The sequence below is a fragment of the Oceaniferula spumae genome (assembly GCF_042849255.1).
GTDB lineage: Bacteria > Verrucomicrobiota > Verrucomicrobiia > Verrucomicrobiales > Akkermansiaceae > Oceaniferula > Oceaniferula spumae.
The window spans coordinates 2,095,587-2,111,138 of the sequence record NZ_AP026866.1 but is presented as its reverse complement, the minus strand read 5'-3'; the positions used below and the strand labels follow the sequence as shown (position 1 = coordinate 2,111,138).

The window sequence follows — 15,552 nt, the reverse complement described above, 5'->3', positions numbered from 1 at the left end:
CAACCACTATGACATTGAATCAATCATCAGGAAGCATTTTGAAAAGGTTCGGGCGTTGGTCGATCAAAACGGTGCTGTCGCTCTGCATGGTGCCTGCGGTCGTTGTCGCGGCACCTCCTAACATCATCATTTTTCTCGCTGATGATTTAGGCTACGGGGATCTGGGGTGCTATGGCCATCCTATCATCAAGACACCTAACATTGATGCTTTGGCCGAGGAAGGCGTTCGGCTAACAGACTGTCATTCCGGAGGCACTGTTTGTTCGCCCTCACGGGCTTCACTACTAACTGGGCGCACACCGTATCGGGTTGGATTTTACACCATCGCAGGGCCTGAAAAGAGTCATTTGAGTAAGAAGGAAATCACATTAGCGACACTTCTCAAGGCGAAGGGGTATGATACCTGTTTCGTGGGCAAATGGCATCTCGGTAAATTCACCGGCCAGCCAGATCCTGGCGCACACGGGTTTGATCACTGGTTTGCCACTGAGGTCAATGCGTTTGATGGTCCGGCCAATGCGAAGAAATTCTATCGTAACGGCACCAAGGTAGGGCCGGTGGGCCAGTGGTATTGTGATGCCATTGTGAAAGAGGCCACCGAATGGATGGCCAACCGTCCTGATCCCAAAAAGCCCTTTTTTCTGGTAGTGTCTTCACACGAGCCTCACACACCGGTGCACCCTCCGGAAAAATATTCCAAGCTATACGATACACAGCGAGTCAATGATCTGGAGACCGAGATACCTTACGGTGAAGTCCATCGGCCATTGAAGCACTCGATTCTCGAAAATAAGAAATATTACTACGGCACTGTCACTCAGCTTGACGATGCCTTTGGCCGACTGATGAAGGCGGTCGATGACCAGGGGCACCGCGAGAACAGCATGGTTGTTTTTACCAGCGACAACGGACCGGAAACTCCAGTCACCGTGCAAGAATCCGGATACCAATGGGAGGACAAAAGCCGCGACCGTTGTTTTGGTTCACCCGGGCCATGGCGAGGAATGAAGCGCTATGTCTTTGAAGGTGGTCACCGAGTGCCGGGCATTGTTCGTTGGCCTGGAAAAGTGAAACCGGGATCGATTTCCACGGAATTAATCAACGGCACGGACTGGCTCCCGACGGTCTGTAAAGCCACTGATACGGAAGTGCCTACCGATCGGACAATCGATGGTGTGGATGCCGCCGCAGCGCTTCAGGGGAAGCCTGTAGAGCGCGTTATTCCGGCCTGTTGGATGTTCCCCGTGGGCTATGACTACCGCTATTTGCCAAGCATGGCGATGCGTGATGGTAACAACGTCATGATCGGATGGTTCGAACCCAAAAACGCTAAACAGGGAAATTCCGAGTGGGTTAGGTCGACCAAACTCAATCGTTTCGCCCTCTATGATCTCAGCATTGATCGCTCGCAGGCTAATGAACTCAGCAAACAGCGCCCTGAGGATTTTGAGCGGATTCGATCAAAAATGGAGGCGCTGTGGGGTGGTATCCAGAAGGAGGCACCAGATTGGAGGCAGCCATAATTCCACTGGTATAATCTTGTAAAAAGGGGTTAATTAATGACCTTTTTTGCGTATGGGGTGATTCTTGACCCATGCGTCACTCGGCGTACCAATTACCACATATGAAGCCACTAAAACGTCGTTCAGTCATTGAGCAAAGTGCAGAACTCTTGCGTGAATCGTTGCGCAATGGATCGATGAGCGGTCGACTGCCTGGGGTGGTCAAACTTGCGAAAGAGGCTGGAGTTTCAAAGTTAACGATGCGTGCTGCATTGCGCTTGTTAGAAGAAGAGGGCTTGGTGGAGTTAGCGGAGAATGGTTACAGCCGCAATGTCGTCACGAGTTCCTTATCCACGCACAAAATCCGTAGAATCGGGCTCTTGCTACCGGAGCCTTTATCAGAGCAAAATGCACAGTTCCAACAGTTGATCATCGGGGTGCAACACTATTTGGAAGACATGGGTTTTGACGCATTCATTTTTAAAGATGATCTGAGACTGCTGAAACACGATATTGGTCGGGTCAAGGCGATGTTATCTAAAACCCCGGTCGATGCTTGTATGGTCGTAGCCGGACCACGCGAGATACTTGAGTGGTTCTCAGAACAACCTCTACCCTGTTTGGCGATTTTTGGACGTGCTGGCAGATTGCCTATTGCCAGATTCGGACCTAGAAAATCGGATGCCATCCTTGATGGTGTTAGGAAATTGATCGAGCTAGGTCACAAGCGCATCATACTCTTGAATCGCAGGGAGAGACGGGTCCCTGAACTGGGCACGTTTGAACTCAGCTTTTTAGCAGTGTTGGAGGAGAGTGGAATAGAGACGAGCAGCTACAATATTCCCGATTGGGAGGAAACACCGGAAGGTTTCCACAAGTTGCTGGGAGAGCTGTTTCGAGTGACTCCTCCGACAGCGTTAATTATTGATGAGATTTCAATGTGGGTGGCTGCCCAGCAATTCTTGGCACTTAATCGTATTCGCGTTCCTGAACAAGTGTCGGTCGTGGCCACAGATTATGATCCTGCGTTTATTTGGTGTTCACCTCCGATCACACATGTGAGGTGGCAGAATGAACCGATCATACGTCGCATCGGGCGTTGGGCTGCCGGCGTCAAGCAAGGGCGAGTGGATACCAAGCAGGTCACAGATCCAGCAGAGTTTGTCCTAGGAGGGACGATAGGTCCGGTGTCCACTGTTCCCATCAAGTAAGGCAGGCTTATTCCGATAAACACAGGAGCAACCTTCGGAAAGGTTACTCCCGTGTATCGGATCGTCGGTGTGAAGAGAGAATAGTGCCGCGAGGCCCGCCGAGAAGGCCGACTACGCGGCACCGAAAATGTTTAGTTGTATCGATGTAGTATCGTGAAGATTTCCCAAGTCCAGGCAGGGGCTGAAAAATGGATTAGGCGATCTCCCATTTGTAGGGGACCCTTGCCAGCTTTTCATTACCGTCTTCGGTGATGAGTATCGAGTCCTCAATGCGGACACCGCCGAGTCCCAAATAGTAGAGGCCGGGCTCAACGGTCACGACCATGCCCTTTTTAAATTTCCATGTTCCTTTGATAGACATCACTGGGGTCTCGTGAATTTCGAGTCCCACCCCGTGTCCCAGAGCGTGGAAAAATCCCTCAGGTTTAGTGTTATCAAAGGTGGTTTCATAGCCTTCTTTGGAGAAGAATGCTTGAACGGATTGATGGACCTTGCTGCCGGTGACACCGGGCTTGATCATGTCCAAGGACAGTTGATGTGCTTTCTTGACCGTGCGGACCAGGCGGCGTTGGGCGTCACTGGCCTTTCCCTTAAGATAGGTTCGAGTCATGTCTCCCCAATACCCATCCGCATGGCGGCGAGGGAAAATATCTACCACGATCAACTCCCCTTCGTGAATAGGGCCATGCCCAGCGCAGTGGTTATCGACCGCTTGGTCTCCGGGCGAAGCGATCGTATGCAGCGCGACAGCTCCTTTTCCAAGCGTGGCCTGTCCAATAAGTTCACGCAGTCTTTCAGCTGTGAGAATACGGCCTTCATGAATCAGTTTGCCACGTCTAACAGTCGATTCAGCCAGTGTTTTTGAGACAATGCGGAAGCCCGCAGCTGCGGCGGCATTTGCCTTCTTCAAAGACTGAATCTCTTCCGGTGTTTTAATTTGGCGTGAGGGGAAGAGAGAACCGTTTGCGGTAGGCGTGATTTTAATTCCGGCATCGCGTAACGAGAATGCCAGGCCGGCTGGAAAGCGGTCCCCTACTTTGAACTCCTTGATTTTGTGGAGTTCAGCTAAGTGCTGTACCAGTTGACTAACATCTGGGCTTAATCCTTTTGGTAGTTTGAAGCGCTTGGCTGCGCCAGATTGTAGCTCTGATAATAAGATGATCTCATCAAATGCCGACTCCTGCTCCATTCGGCTGTATTCCATCGCGTGTGAGACTCCGATTTTCTTGTTCCCCAAGCTAAACGCAAGATAGGGGTCGAAGGCATTGAAGCGGCTGAAATACATCATGTTTGGATCATTTGTATCCGCGTGAAAAAGAATGGATTCCTTTTTTCTTTTGGTCTTGTTCGATGACATGGAGATAGATGGTTTAATTGAATGTTACAGGGGCGTCTCTCAGAGGTGGTGGCGTGATTAGGTCCACGAAACTTCGGGTGGCATATTTACAAAATGTCCGTCGATACAGAATGGTTCGCCATCAAGAGAAACTTTTGATCCCTGACCGAGTGATGCGATGAGATCCCAGTGAAGTGCGCTTTTGTTGACGTTCCCTGTTTCCGGATATCCGGCACCAAATGCGAGGTGGAAAGAGCCACCCATTTTCTCGTCAAAGAGAATCTGACCAGTCGGTTGAGTGATCGCGCGATTGGTTCCGAAGGCAACTTCACCGATGCGGCGTGCGCCGTCGTCTTGATCGAGCATGGAAATGAGAAAAGCTTCTCCTTCATCTGCGGTTACATCAGTAGCTCGACCATTCTCCATCACGATACGTGCATTGCGAACAGATCTGCCTTGGTAAACGCATCGTTTGTCAAACACCACGACACCTTCAGCTCCGCCGTTTTTCGCATTAAGGTTGGGGCCTGAATAAACTTCTCCATCGGGGAAATTCTTTCTCCCCGGACTGGAAAGCCAGCGCATGTCGGCAATGTCTACCGTGAGGTCCGTGCCTGCAGGAGTGCTGAAGTGAAGCTCTCTCCCGGCCATGAGTGTTTGTGCAAGCTGGCACTGCCATTGGTCTAACATTTGCCAAAATTTCACAGGGTCCTCTTGATCGAGCTGGCATGCCTTGATCACAAACTGGCTGTATTCATTGAGGCTCATACCTGCGTCTTGGGCATAAGCGTTGGTTGGAAATAGGGTGGTCGACCAGAGCAGAGGTTTGACATCAGAGTCGAGCTCCGGGGCATCAGCTGCGGCGGCGCGTTGGAAAAACAATTCTCTGCTGGATTTGTTGGCACGAGCGGCTCGCTGAATAAGAGTCGGATCGAATTGGTCCATAGTGCGGAGATTGGTACTCGCGCCGATATTGATGGTGGCATCCACTTTCTCAGTTTCCAGCTGCGTGAAAGGACTTTCCCAATCAAGCTGGTCACCGTTCGCGAGTTCAAAGAAGGCTTCATTCAGGCACTCCGGGCGGCAGTTCACTAGCGGGTGTCCTCCCGCCTCAAGCACCTTGCGGTATACGGCCTCCAGCAATGGCTCGGCAGCTGGTTGTGCTGTGATGCGCACGATGTCACCCGGCCGGACATTCGTGGCATGTCGGACCAGAACATCAGCCCAGCGGCTCAGGTGGAGATGCGTTAACATGCTCCCGAGCTAAAATTGTCGCGACTGATTTGTCACGAATGGCTCTGCGCCGCATGTGGCTAATTCTGGATGTTGGACATTCTGAAATGTTGATAGAATGGGCACTGAACAGGTTTTTTGGGATATTCTTTGACCTAGCCAAGAAGGTGGAAAATTTTGGCAAAAGCAGTTGGTTGGAACCTAGGTTCTCGTGTAGTTGTTTCTATTGCATCTGCCGCATGTCCCCGTGCGAACTTGATGCCATCGGACTACAAGTATTCAAACCAATGCATTTCCTAACACCAACAATATGATCGTTAGCATTTTCAATGATGTGATAGGCCCAGTGATGCGCGGGCCTTCAAGTTCTCATTGCGCTGCTGCCTTGCGCATTGGCAGGCTAGTACGCGAGCTAATGGAATCTCGGTTCACCGATGTTTTGGTGGAGTTTGATCGTAATGGATCGCTGCCCAATACCCACGACACCCAAGGATCCGATATGGGATTGTTCGGCGGCTTGATGGGTTGGGAGGCTGAGGACGCACGCTTACCTGGATCGATGCAAGCCTTTCTCGATACAGGTGTTCGTGTGGGAATAGAAACAGTGGACGCTGGAGATCCTCATCCTAACACCTATCGTCTGACATTTCGCAGCGATGCGGAAACCCACACTATGCGCGCCATCTCTACCGGAGGCGGCATGATGGAGGTGATTGATCTCGATGGTTTCACTGTCTCAATGTTCGGTGATTGTCACGAGACTCTGATATGGACCGAGCATACAGCAGAGGAGGTGATCGCAGCGCTCGATGATCAATTTGATGCCCACGAAATCATCTTACATCATGCGAACGATCGCGAAATGATCGAGGTCAAGGGAGCTGCTTTCGTTAGCGACTCGATTCTAAGTCAGTTCCCAGGCATCCTCACAGTCAAGCGACTCTCCCCAGTGTTGCCGGTGGTTTCAGGTAAGAACACCAAAGTGCCCTACAGTTCATGTGCAGAAATGTTAGAGTTTGTTGGCGGAAAAGAAACCCCACTATGGCAACTGGCGGTAGATTACGAAATGCAACGGGGCGGACTCACCGAAGAAGAGGTGATTTCGAAAATGGTCGATATTGTTAGAATCGTGCGCCACTCGATTTCCGAGGGCATTGCCGGTACTGAGTATGACGATCGTGTCTTAGGGCACCAGTGCGGACGCTTTGATGAAATGATGCGTGAAGGGAAGCTTCTAGACGGCGGCGCCTTGAACCGGATCATTCTCTATGTCACGGCATTGATGGAGGTCAAAAGCTCGATGGGCGTGATTGTCGCAGCGCCAACAGCAGGTGCCTGTGCCGCTCTTCCGGGGGCCATTGTTGCTATGGCTGAGTCGATGAACTTGGATGAGGAAGCGATGGCGAAAGCATTGTTAGCCAGTGGTCTCATCGGTGTATTCATCGCCACCCGCTGGACCTTTGCCGCAGAGGTGGGAGGGTGTCAGGCCGAGGGCGGATCTGCTGCGTGTATGGCAGCTGCAGCGATGGTGACCCTCGCTGGAGGATCGCTCACTCAATCCATAGCCGCTGCATCCATGGCCTTCCAAAGCATGATCGGTCTCATCTGTGATCCCGTAGCCAATCGTGTGGAGGTGCCCTGTCTTGGCAAAAATGTCATGGCTGCCAGCAATGCGCTGTCGTGTGCAAACATGGCACTTGCCGGATATGACCCCGTTATACCTCTCGACGAAGTCATCGACACCGCCAAACACGTCGCTACCCAAATGCCTCGCGAGGTGCGCTGCACCAATCTCGGCGGGCTATCGATCACACCTACCGCCATCGCCCTGGAGGAAAAACTGGCCGCTCGTCGTGCCACCTCATGCGGAAGTGGCTGTGGCTGCTGATTCCCCAATATAAATTTTTGTCTAATCGTGATCCAATTTTCCAAACAGCTCAACATCGGAGCCATTATGCTAATCAGCGTGGCTCCAGCCGTCCTCGCTGAGCCCATCCTTCCCGGTTTGAACTCCAGTCAACTCGATCCTGTGCTGAAAGGTCGGGTATTGATGGAGGAGCTGAACTGCGCGGCGTGCCATCAGAGTGATGCGGCCTTCGTCAAAGACTCCAAGAAAGCACCGAGACTGGCGGATATTGGATCTCAGCTGAATCTTGGTTACATCGAGCAGTTTATCCTCGACCCCCACGGCACCAAGCCTGGCACTACGATGCCGGATATGATGACTCATCTCGACGCTGAGGAAAGGAAACAGGTGGCGAAGTCGATCACCCACTATCTCCTGTCGCGGAGAAAAAATGATTTTGCACCGGAGCCACCTGACTCTGTAGCCGCGACCCGTGGTGAGCGTTTGTTTCATTCCCGCGGTTGTGTCGCCTGTCACTCGCCACGTGATCAGAATGGCAAGGAGTTGTTGCCCAAGTCATCGGTGCCACTGGGTGCCTTGGATAAGAAATACAGCGGTAAAAGCCTGATGGCATTCTTGCGCAATCCTCACAACAGCCGTCCCTCCGGAAGAATGCCGGATCTGAAGCTGCCTGAAGATGAGATCCGTAGCATCACCAACTACCTGTTGAGGGATACGCGGGTTCCGGGCAATGTCAGTTACAAGCTATTCACAGGTATGGTGTGGGAAGGGTTGCACAGCGAACAAGTGGAGGCCAAACGTGCCGGACAGGTCAGCGATTTTTCCTTAGGCCACCTCGGCAAGTTGGAGCGCCACTTCGCGGTAGAGTATGAGACCTGGATGAATGTGAAACAGGCTGGAAGCTACACCTTTTTCCTGGAAATGAATGGTGGTGCGCTACGCGTAGAAGGGAAGCAGGTGCTGCTGGAACAGCCGAGTGATAAACGCGGCCCCAAAAAACTTCAGGGCACGGTGGAGCTTCAACCAGGCTGGAGGAAGATTCAGCTGACGTATTTCAACACAGGGCGGAAACCTACATTTTCATTCGAAATGGAGGGGCCCGGTCTGGAGCGAGGTCCACTTCAAAGCGAGCTGCTTTCAGTTTCTAACCAACCAATTAAAGAATTCGTGCCTCTGAAGGTGGATGCCGGGCTCGCGAAGCAGGGTGCCGAACACTTTAAGGCATTAGGATGTGCCAGCTGTCACGATGACATGGGTGTTAAGTCAGAGATGGCCCAATCGTTCGATAAACTGAATCCAAGCAAAGGCTGTTTGACTGAATCCCACGGTAAGTGGGCACAGTATGCTCTGAACTCCGAGCAGCGCGAATTGATCAAAAAAGCGATGCCAGGAATTCAGCAGCGCAAGCTCACCGATAAGGAGGAAATAGCAAAGACACTGGTGACCTTTAACTGCATTGCCTGCCACGAGCGGGATGAAGTGGGTGGCATCGCTTCAGAGCGAAACACCTACTTTACCGGTTCTCACCCCGAGCTGGGTGATCAAGGACGTTTGCCTCCGGCGCTGACTAGTGTGGGGGCGAAACTCAAGCCCGACTGGATTTCAAAAGTTCTTCTGCAGGGCGGACGCCAGCGGTTTTACATGCACACTCGGATGCCACAGTATGGCAAAGAGAACGTCGGTCATCTCGTTGAGCTTTTCGGGAAAGTGGATCAACTCGAGGAGGTGAAGTTGCCTGAGATTTCTAACATTAAGGAGTCGAAGAATGCAGGTTATGAGATGATTGGCAACAAAGGTTTCAGCTGCATTGCCTGTCACGATTTCAATGGTCACCACGCGGCTGGTGCCGGGGCTCTCGATCTGGTAAATCTCACGGACCGAATCCAAAAGAACTGGTTCCACCTGTTCATGCAGGATCCTTCACGTTTTCACACGACAGGCATCATGCCGAATTTTTGGCCCGGTGGGCAGTCGACCCGGCCGGATATGTTGAAGGGGAATCGCGAGCAGCAGATCGAAGCGCTCTGGGCCTACTTGTCAGACGGCACACGCGCCAAAAAACCCTTAGGCCTGATGACGCAGTTAGATGAACTCCGCGTCTTTGATCAACCAGAGATCGCACGAGGCCGGGGGACTGCGGGCTTCCGTGGTATTGGGGTGGGTTATCCAGGTCGACTCAACCTCGCGTTCGACTCCGAGGAAATGGCGCTGCGGTTACTTTGGAAGAATGGATTCGTAACCATCAATCATGGATCGTTTAAAGCCAGTGGTGATCACCGGATTGCCTTTCCACCCGGTATTCCGTTCCACCGTCTGGAGTCGATGGATGAGAACTGGCCGTACAAGGGAAAGAAGGATTTTCTATTTCCTCACAATCATGGCTACCAGTTCCGTGGATACCGTTTGGATAAGCAACGGCGACCTACTTTCCGCTACCGTTATGGTGAGGTCATGGTGGAGGACTTTTTTGAGGAAGTGTTAGAAAACGGTGTGGCAACCAAGTTCAAGCGCACCTTCACCTTTGACGCACCTGAGCCACAAAACCTATTCTATTTCCGCGCAGCTGCTGGCAAAAAAATTACCAAGCAATCCGACCACAGTTACGTCATCGATTCACTCCAGATTAAAATCGACGACGCACATCAGGGCACCGTCCGAGAAGGTGAAACAAAAGAGCTACTCATTCCAGTGAAACTTCCAAAAGGGCGCTCCACTCTAACAATAGAATACCAATGGTGAAAATCGCAACTCTTATAGGTTTTATCGCCGTCAACGCAACGATGGCAGTCTCAGCTGCGGAGCTTGGTGGTATGTGGGGGACCGCAGCCGAGGAGGAGAAGTATTATCCCATCGTCAATATTCCTGTTCCCACAGGACTACCTTTGCGAACCGGCAGTTTTGACATTCTTCCCGATGGGCGTTTAGCCGTCGGCACCCGTCGTGGTGACATCTATTTTGTCGATGGTGTTTTCGAGTCTCCACCAGCCCCGAAGTATCATCTCTTTGCCACGGGCCAGGATGAGATCTTTGGGTTGTCATGGAAAGACGGGGCTATGACCGCCACCCAGTTTGGTGAGGTCACTCGGATTCAAGACACTGATGGCGATGGTGTGGCTGATCGTTATGACACCTTGTCGAACAACTGGGGCTATGCTGAAGGCCATGAGTTTGCCTTTGGTTCCAAACATGATCCGGATGGCAATGTCTGGGTCGTTTTAGGTCTGAGCGGTTCCTATAAATCGCATAATTTATTCCGAGGCTGGGCGGTGAAGGTCACTCCGGATGGTAAAATGATACCCGTGTGCAGTGGTCTCCGCAGTCCGGCGGGTGTGGCTCCTAATAAAGAAGGGGTGATGTTTACCATCGAGAGCCAAGGACCATGGAATGGTGCCTGTTCTCTGAAGCACCTCAAGCAAGGAGGCTTTCTTGGTCACCCGGCGAGTTACAACTGGTATCCTTTTGTTCCATCGATGGAGACGCCAGCTGTAACACCTAACAGCCCGTCGCGAATGCAGGTGGAAAAGAAGCGGGTCAAGGAGTTGGTGCCGCCAGTTGTTAGGTTTCCTTACATCAAAATGGGCAGATCCATTTCCGGATTCCGCCTGGACACCACGGGTGGAAAATTCGGTCCGTTTGAGAATCAGTTTTTCCTCGGAGACTACACGCTGAGCATCATCCTCCGTGCGACTACCGAAAAGATCAACGGTGTTTGGCAGGGCGCCTGTTATCCGTTCCGTGAGGGACTGGCCACCGGGATCATGAACGTCGAATTTTCCCCCAAAGGGCAATTGGTAGCCGGTGGTTTTACGACCAACCGACAATGGCCGGTGCGAGGCACCGAACCGTATGCGCTGCAACGAATCGACTGGAGCGGTATCGTCCCCTTCGAGATCAAGGAAATCAACATTAAGAAAAACGGTTTTTTGGTCAATTTCACCAAGCCCGTGGACCCTGCCGTGGCGGCCAAGCCTGAAGTCTACACCGTAAAAACCTACACACATATTTACTCAGAAGGATACGGTAGTCCGGAGGTCGATCACACGACGCCGACGGTGACCAAGGCCGTGCCCTCGGATGATGGCATGTCGGTGATGCTCTATCTTGATCAGATCACCGAGGGGCATATCCACGACTTTGATCTCGCACCTATGAAATCCAAAGAGGGCGGCGAGCTCCTGCACACCAAGGCGTATTACACCGTCAACGAGATCCCTGAAAAGTAGCGATCAAGACGGGGTATTTTCATGTTTTCCTTTGCCCTTTGTCTGATGTGGGGGAATCTCACGGCGGAGAGGGTTTCCTGTTGTCATGAAGAAGTGTATCCACATTGATATGGATTGTTTTTACGCCGCCGTGGAGGAACGTGAGAATCCGGATTTGCGTGGGAAACCTGTGGCAGTGGGAGGAGCAAGTCGACGCGGGGTGATCTGTGCTGCGAACTATGAGGCACGGAAATACGGAGTCCGCTCTGCGATGCCGGGATTCAAAGCCGTGCAGGCATGTCCTCAGCTGATCATGTTGCCTGTGCGCTTTGATCTTTACCGATCTGAGTCGGCGAAAATCCGGGCCATCTTTGGACGGTTCACCGAGCTGATCGAGCCGCTGTCTCTTGACGAGGCTTACCTAGATGTCAGTCACTGGAACACGTCGGCTTCTGCGATTGCGCGCGAGGTGCGGGCGCAAATATTTGAGGAAACCCGGCTGACGGCATCGGCTGGTATTGCGCCTAACAAAATGCTGGCAAAGATTGCCAGCGATTGGAATAAACCGAATGGTCAGTTCGAGGTGAAACCGGGCGAGATCGATGCCTTTATGGGCGATCTGCCAGTTTCCAAACTCTGGGGAGTGGGAAAACGTATGCAGGAAAAGTTGGCCCAGCTTGGAGTCAAAACCTGTGGTGATTTACAACAGTTCGATAAGTTCGCGATGTCGCGGCGATTCGGTAAATGGGGGCTGGAGCTCTATGAGCTATGCCGGGGGAGAGACGACCGTGAGGTGAAGGCCCACCGTAGTAGGAAATCGATTAGCAAGGAAAACACCTTTACCGAGGATGTGAAAAATCCCGCTGAGCTATTGCCGATGCTGCAGCAGATGCAGACCGAGATCGAGGAGTTGTTACTGGGGAAATACCGAGACCGCAAGGTGCGATCGTTGGTTGTGAAACTCAAGTTTTCAGACTTCACCAGAACAACCGCTGAGAGCGCTCAGGGGCAGCTCAATTCTGATGTTTTCAGGTTGTTGTTAGATGAGGCCTGGTCGCGGGGGAATGGAAAGTCAGTGCGACTATTTGGTATCGGTGTTCGGCTTGTCGATGAGAAAGACGATCCACAGTTGGAGATGTTTCCGGACTAAGGCTTTGAGATGTTCAGTTGCTTGCGCAACTCGGCAACCTTGGCGTCCAGGGCCTTGATTTTAGCGATGTGGGCTTTGCCCTCTGGGATGGTTTCGAGGAGTTCTAGTTTTTTATCCTCGGCAGCCGTGTTGGCAGCGACCGCTTTTTTCTGGAACTCCTGAAGTTCCGGCACCTCACGGGCTGCCTTTTCAAGATCCATGCGGATTTGAGTAAACTCTCTCATGGCCTTACTTGAGGCTTCCTTGTCTCCTTTCACCCTGGCTTGGACTGCCTTTTTTTGAACGGCATCGCTTTTGGCATAATACTCCTTCAGTGCTGGATGATCGCGGCGGGTTTTGTTGAATTCTCGTGCTGCGGCTAGGGATTTATTCTGAAGCTCGATATATTCGGCGTTTTCGTTGAGCTTGTGCTGGCTGAAGAGCTTCCCTGTCTCGATAGTCAGTTTAAATTTCTCACGACTGAGCTGCCGGATTTCATCTTTGATGTCTGCGGATACGGAAAGTGTAGTGATGGCCAAGAATGTTAGGAGACGAAGGATTTTCATAGTGATATTAGGTTAATGTCATGCTCTGACGACGGTCAAACGAGATTATGCAGGATTTTTTTGAGCAAATCTGCCTAGCTCGTTAGATCGCGGTTTCTATACTCACCAGTCAGGATGAAATCAGTGACGATGTTCTGTTAGTTTCCTGCGTGATTGTGATGTCCGCCATTTCGGTGTATGGTCCCTCTCTTAAATCATTGGTCGCGGTGACGTTGGCCAGAAACGCAAAACGTGATGCCTGCTAAAAAGAAAAAGAATGACAAACCATTGGTCGGAAAGGCGCTGATCAAGGAGGTCAACCGTCGCATACGCGTTGCTCGCAGCTACTGGGATGCTCACAATAACCGCGCGTGCAGAGGTGAACGGGAGAAGGCCATGGCGCTCTATGAGACACTTACCAAAGAGCAGCGCGAGCAAGTGCCGCAGACGCTTCGAGTGTGGCTGCGCTACCGCAGCGAGAAATACTTTGGCGAGCATCGGACGAAGCCAGGAAAGTAATACAAGAGTTTCTAACTTGTCGGTCTCTTTGGAATAGTCATCCCAAGCATGATGAGTTCACCAAGTTTGCCGACAAGCTGCAAACTTGTCCTACTATCGATTAATCTCAACCACCCTGCCGTTATTGAGACGGGATTCTTCAGCGGCGAATCCAATCAGGATTCCTTCGATGGAGTTCTCGATTAAGGAACTCTCCGGACCTTCATCTCGGAAGATGCTTTCCATTGCGTTGACTAGACCGAAATCGCCACCACCGTGGCCCTTGTAGTTGTCTTCAGCCTTGTCATCTAACAAAATATTTTCGGTCTCCCCAGTGGCGTGATCGCGGATGCTCATGTCAATATCGGTGCTCTCTTTCAAGGCGTGGCCGCCGCGGAGACTTCCCTTGGTTCCGAAAATTTCAATGGAGCGGCCGACATCGAAAGCGGTCATCGTCAGGCTCGCTGTGGCTCCATTTTCAAAGTCCATGTTAACCACCTGATGGTCGACTACATCGTTATCGCATTTCCAAGCACAACGGCCCCAAGGCGAGACTTTCAACCATTCTAACACTTCCTCGTCACTGCGCTTCGTGGGGTGGGGGAAGACCATATCCAGCCAGCGTTTGTTCTTATCGAGATAGTGGTGGGCGTCATACATACAGGTGCCTCCTTGTGGGGCTGCATGTGGGCAGCCAGAGGTGCAGCGGTCCGTGGCTCCTTCCGGTGCGTTTTCTTCTCTGAAATGGGAGAGCCGTCCGAATGAACTAACTGATGTGCAGCGGCTGCTCATTAGCCAGGCAAGGTAGTCTGTATCATGACTGCACTTGGCGATAATCATGGGTGTGCTGTCGGCACTTTTGCCCCAGTGACCGCGGACAAAGGAATGTGTCTGGTGCCAGGCTTCGACACCTTCGCAGGCGTGTATGGAGATGATATCGCCAAGCTGCCCGGATCTGATGACTTCGTGTACTTTTGAATAAAACGGTGTGTAACGAAGTACGAAGCAGAGGAGAATCTTGCGGTCGTATTTTTTCGCTAATTGAGCGAGTTCAAGAACTTCTTCTTTGGTCTGTGCTGCGGGTTTTTCCAGCAGGAGATGGTATCCTTTTTCCAGCGCCTTTTTGGCGGGTTCGAAATGATACTGGTCTTGGGTGCCAATGATCATGACGTCGGCTAGCCTATCGTGCTCCAGCATTTCATCCGCAGATGAGAATGCTAGGAAGTCATCGTTACCCGAAATCTCCCGCATGGCCTCCAGCCGCTCAGGAATGGGATCGGCACCCGCGACGATGCTGTAACGATCGCCTAAAGTGCGGGCAATCTTACTGTAGGTTCTGGCCCGTGATCCACAGCCGCATGTGGCAATGGTGAGTGGTGTAGATAAATTTTGGGGAATGGACGACATGTGAGCTGTCATCTTGATAGAAAATAAGAATTTGGGAAGTGGTTAAAACTGTTATCCCGTCGTCTCTTTTTCTTGAGATTGAGAGCATCAACGGTCGGTTTTAGATGACTTGGCCATGTAGCTTGATGTTTTTGACATCTATTCTACCATCCGATCATCATGATTTGGAAAGTTTACCTGGCTGGAGAAATCCATACCGATTGGCGCACAGACCTTCAGAAGGCGGTTGAAAGGCTGGATCTCCCCATAGAATTTTACGCACCAGTTACCGACCATGCGGCAAGTGACGATTGTGGCGCTAGCATTCTCGGCGCAGAGCCATCGCCCTTCTGGCATGACCGCAAGGGAGCCGGACTCAACGCGATACGCACACGGCCACTGATTGAAAAATCCGATATCGTGGTGGTGAAATTTGGCGAGAAATACCGACAATGGAATGCCGCCTTCGATGCGGGGATGGCTTCGGCGCTGGGGAAACCGTTGATTATCGTGCATTCAGAGGAGTTCCAACATGCCCTTAAGGAAATCGACGCCGCAGCAAATGCGGTGACGGATGACGTGACCAAGGTGGCCGATCTTCTGCGTTATGTGACCTTGGGTAAGCTCTAACAGGAACGAACCA

Annotated in this window: 12 protein-coding genes; 8 read left to right on the top strand and 4 right to left on the bottom strand. The window is 51.7% G+C overall.

All coding sequences use genetic code 11. The features are described from left to right. Positions 1-8 precede the first annotated feature (8 nt). Both ACSPJT_RS08720 and ACSPJT_RS08715 read left to right on the top strand, forming a co-directional pair. Positions 9-1,523: a sulfatase family protein gene (locus ACSPJT_RS08720; protein ID WP_435895992.1), complete on the top strand. Its 1,515-nt coding sequence runs from the start codon at positions 9-11 to the stop codon at positions 1,521-1,523. Between the two features lie 101 nt (positions 1,524-1,624). Beyond that, on the top strand, positions 1,625-2,713 hold the full coding sequence (locus ACSPJT_RS08715; RefSeq protein WP_435895991.1) for a substrate-binding domain-containing protein: 1,089 nt from the start codon (positions 1,625-1,627) through the stop codon (positions 2,711-2,713). A 193-nt stretch (positions 2,714-2,906) separates the two neighbouring features. On the opposite strand, the gene ACSPJT_RS08710 is transcribed toward ACSPJT_RS08715, so the two are convergent. Together ACSPJT_RS08710 and ACSPJT_RS08705 are read right to left on the bottom strand one after the other, a co-directional pair. Further along, entirely contained in the window at positions 2,907-4,070 is a 1,164-nt protein-coding gene (locus ACSPJT_RS08710) for a M24 family metallopeptidase (RefSeq protein ID WP_435895990.1), read from the bottom strand. Between the two features lie 57 nt (positions 4,071-4,127). After that, positions 4,128-5,303, bottom strand: a complete 1,176-nt coding sequence (locus tag ACSPJT_RS08705) for an aminopeptidase (protein WP_435895989.1) — start codon at positions 5,301-5,303, stop codon at positions 4,128-4,130. Between the two features lie 289 nt (positions 5,304-5,592). Here ACSPJT_RS08705 and ACSPJT_RS08700 point away from each other — a divergent pair, with 289 nt between their 5' ends. The 4 genes from ACSPJT_RS08700 (at position 5,593) to dinB (ending at position 12,501) form a co-directional block, all read left to right on the top strand. After that, a complete protein-coding gene (locus tag ACSPJT_RS08700) occupies positions 5,593-7,170 on the top strand; it encodes an L-serine ammonia-lyase, iron-sulfur-dependent, subunit alpha (RefSeq protein WP_435895988.1) in 1,578 nt (525 codons plus the stop codon). 27 nt (positions 7,171-7,197) lie between these two features. After that, complete coding sequence (locus tag ACSPJT_RS08695) at positions 7,198-9,888, top strand: cytochrome c4 (protein WP_435895987.1); 2,691 nt, start codon at positions 7,198-7,200, stop codon at positions 9,886-9,888. Next, the gene (locus ACSPJT_RS08690; protein WP_435895986.1) at positions 9,882-11,372 is read left to right on the top strand and encodes a DUF7133 domain-containing protein; all 1,491 of its coding nucleotides are present in this window, start codon (positions 9,882-9,884) and stop codon (positions 11,370-11,372) included. The genes ACSPJT_RS08695 and ACSPJT_RS08690 overlap by 7 nt, the downstream gene beginning before the upstream one ends. A gap of 85 nt (positions 11,373-11,457) precedes the next feature. Next, complete coding sequence (dinB, locus tag ACSPJT_RS08685; RefSeq protein WP_435895985.1) at positions 11,458-12,501, top strand: DNA polymerase IV; 1,044 nt, start codon at positions 11,458-11,460, stop codon at positions 12,499-12,501. On the opposite strand, the gene ACSPJT_RS08680 is transcribed toward dinB, so the two are convergent. After that, on the bottom strand, positions 12,498-13,046 hold the full coding sequence (locus ACSPJT_RS08680) for a hypothetical protein (RefSeq protein WP_435895984.1): 549 nt from the start codon (positions 13,044-13,046) through the stop codon (positions 12,498-12,500). The two genes, dinB and ACSPJT_RS08680, sit on opposite strands and share 4 nt — an antisense overlap. A 234-nt stretch (positions 13,047-13,280) precedes the next feature. On the opposite strand from ACSPJT_RS08680, the gene ACSPJT_RS08675 reads away from it, so the two are divergent. After that, complete coding sequence (locus ACSPJT_RS08675; protein ID WP_435895983.1) at positions 13,281-13,544, top strand: Precorrin-3B methylase; 264 nt, start codon at positions 13,281-13,283, stop codon at positions 13,542-13,544. 93 nt (positions 13,545-13,637) lie between these two features. Here the strand turns inward: ACSPJT_RS08675 and ACSPJT_RS08670 are convergent, their stop codons facing one another. Beyond that, complete coding sequence (locus ACSPJT_RS08670; protein WP_435895982.1) at positions 13,638-14,930, bottom strand: Gfo/Idh/MocA family oxidoreductase; 1,293 nt, start codon at positions 14,928-14,930, stop codon at positions 13,638-13,640. Positions 14,931-15,089: 159 nt separating this feature from the next. Between ACSPJT_RS08670 and ACSPJT_RS08665 the strand changes: the two genes are divergently transcribed. Next, a complete protein-coding gene (locus ACSPJT_RS08665; RefSeq protein WP_435895981.1) occupies positions 15,090-15,539 on the top strand; it encodes a YtoQ family protein in 450 nt (149 codons plus the stop codon). Positions 15,540-15,552: the final 13 nt, after the last annotated feature.

What these genes read in the sequence shown, in the direction of transcription:
- ACSPJT_RS08720 (WP_435895992.1), top strand. Translation starts at nt 9, where the DNA reads ATGACATTGAATCAATCATCAGGAAGCATTTTGAAAAGGTTCGGGCGT.
- ACSPJT_RS08715 (WP_435895991.1), top strand. Translation starts at nt 1,625, where the DNA reads ATGAAGCCACTAAAACGTCGTTCAGTCATTGAGCAAAGTGCAGAACTC.
- ACSPJT_RS08710 (WP_435895990.1), bottom strand. Translation starts at nt 4,070, where the DNA reads ATGTCATCGAACAAGACCAAAAGAAAAAAGGAATCCATTCTTTTTCAC.
- ACSPJT_RS08705 (WP_435895989.1), bottom strand. Translation starts at nt 5,303, where the DNA reads ATGTTAACGCATCTCCACCTGAGCCGCTGGGCTGATGTTCTGGTCCGA.
- ACSPJT_RS08700 (WP_435895988.1), top strand. Translation starts at nt 5,593, where the DNA reads ATGATCGTTAGCATTTTCAATGATGTGATAGGCCCAGTGATGCGCGGG.
- ACSPJT_RS08690 (WP_435895986.1), top strand. Translation starts at nt 9,882, where the DNA reads ATGGTGAAAATCGCAACTCTTATAGGTTTTATCGCCGTCAACGCAACG.
- dinB (WP_435895985.1), top strand. Translation starts at nt 11,458, where the DNA reads ATGAAGAAGTGTATCCACATTGATATGGATTGTTTTTACGCCGCCGTG.
- ACSPJT_RS08680 (WP_435895984.1), bottom strand. Translation starts at nt 13,046, where the DNA reads ATGAAAATCCTTCGTCTCCTAACATTCTTGGCCATCACTACACTTTCC.
- ACSPJT_RS08675 (WP_435895983.1), top strand. Translation starts at nt 13,281, where the DNA reads ATGCCTGCTAAAAAGAAAAAGAATGACAAACCATTGGTCGGAAAGGCG.
- ACSPJT_RS08670 (WP_435895982.1), bottom strand. Translation starts at nt 14,930, where the DNA reads ATGTCGTCCATTCCCCAAAATTTATCTACACCACTCACCATTGCCACA.
- ACSPJT_RS08665 (WP_435895981.1), top strand. Translation starts at nt 15,090, where the DNA reads ATGATTTGGAAAGTTTACCTGGCTGGAGAAATCCATACCGATTGGCGC.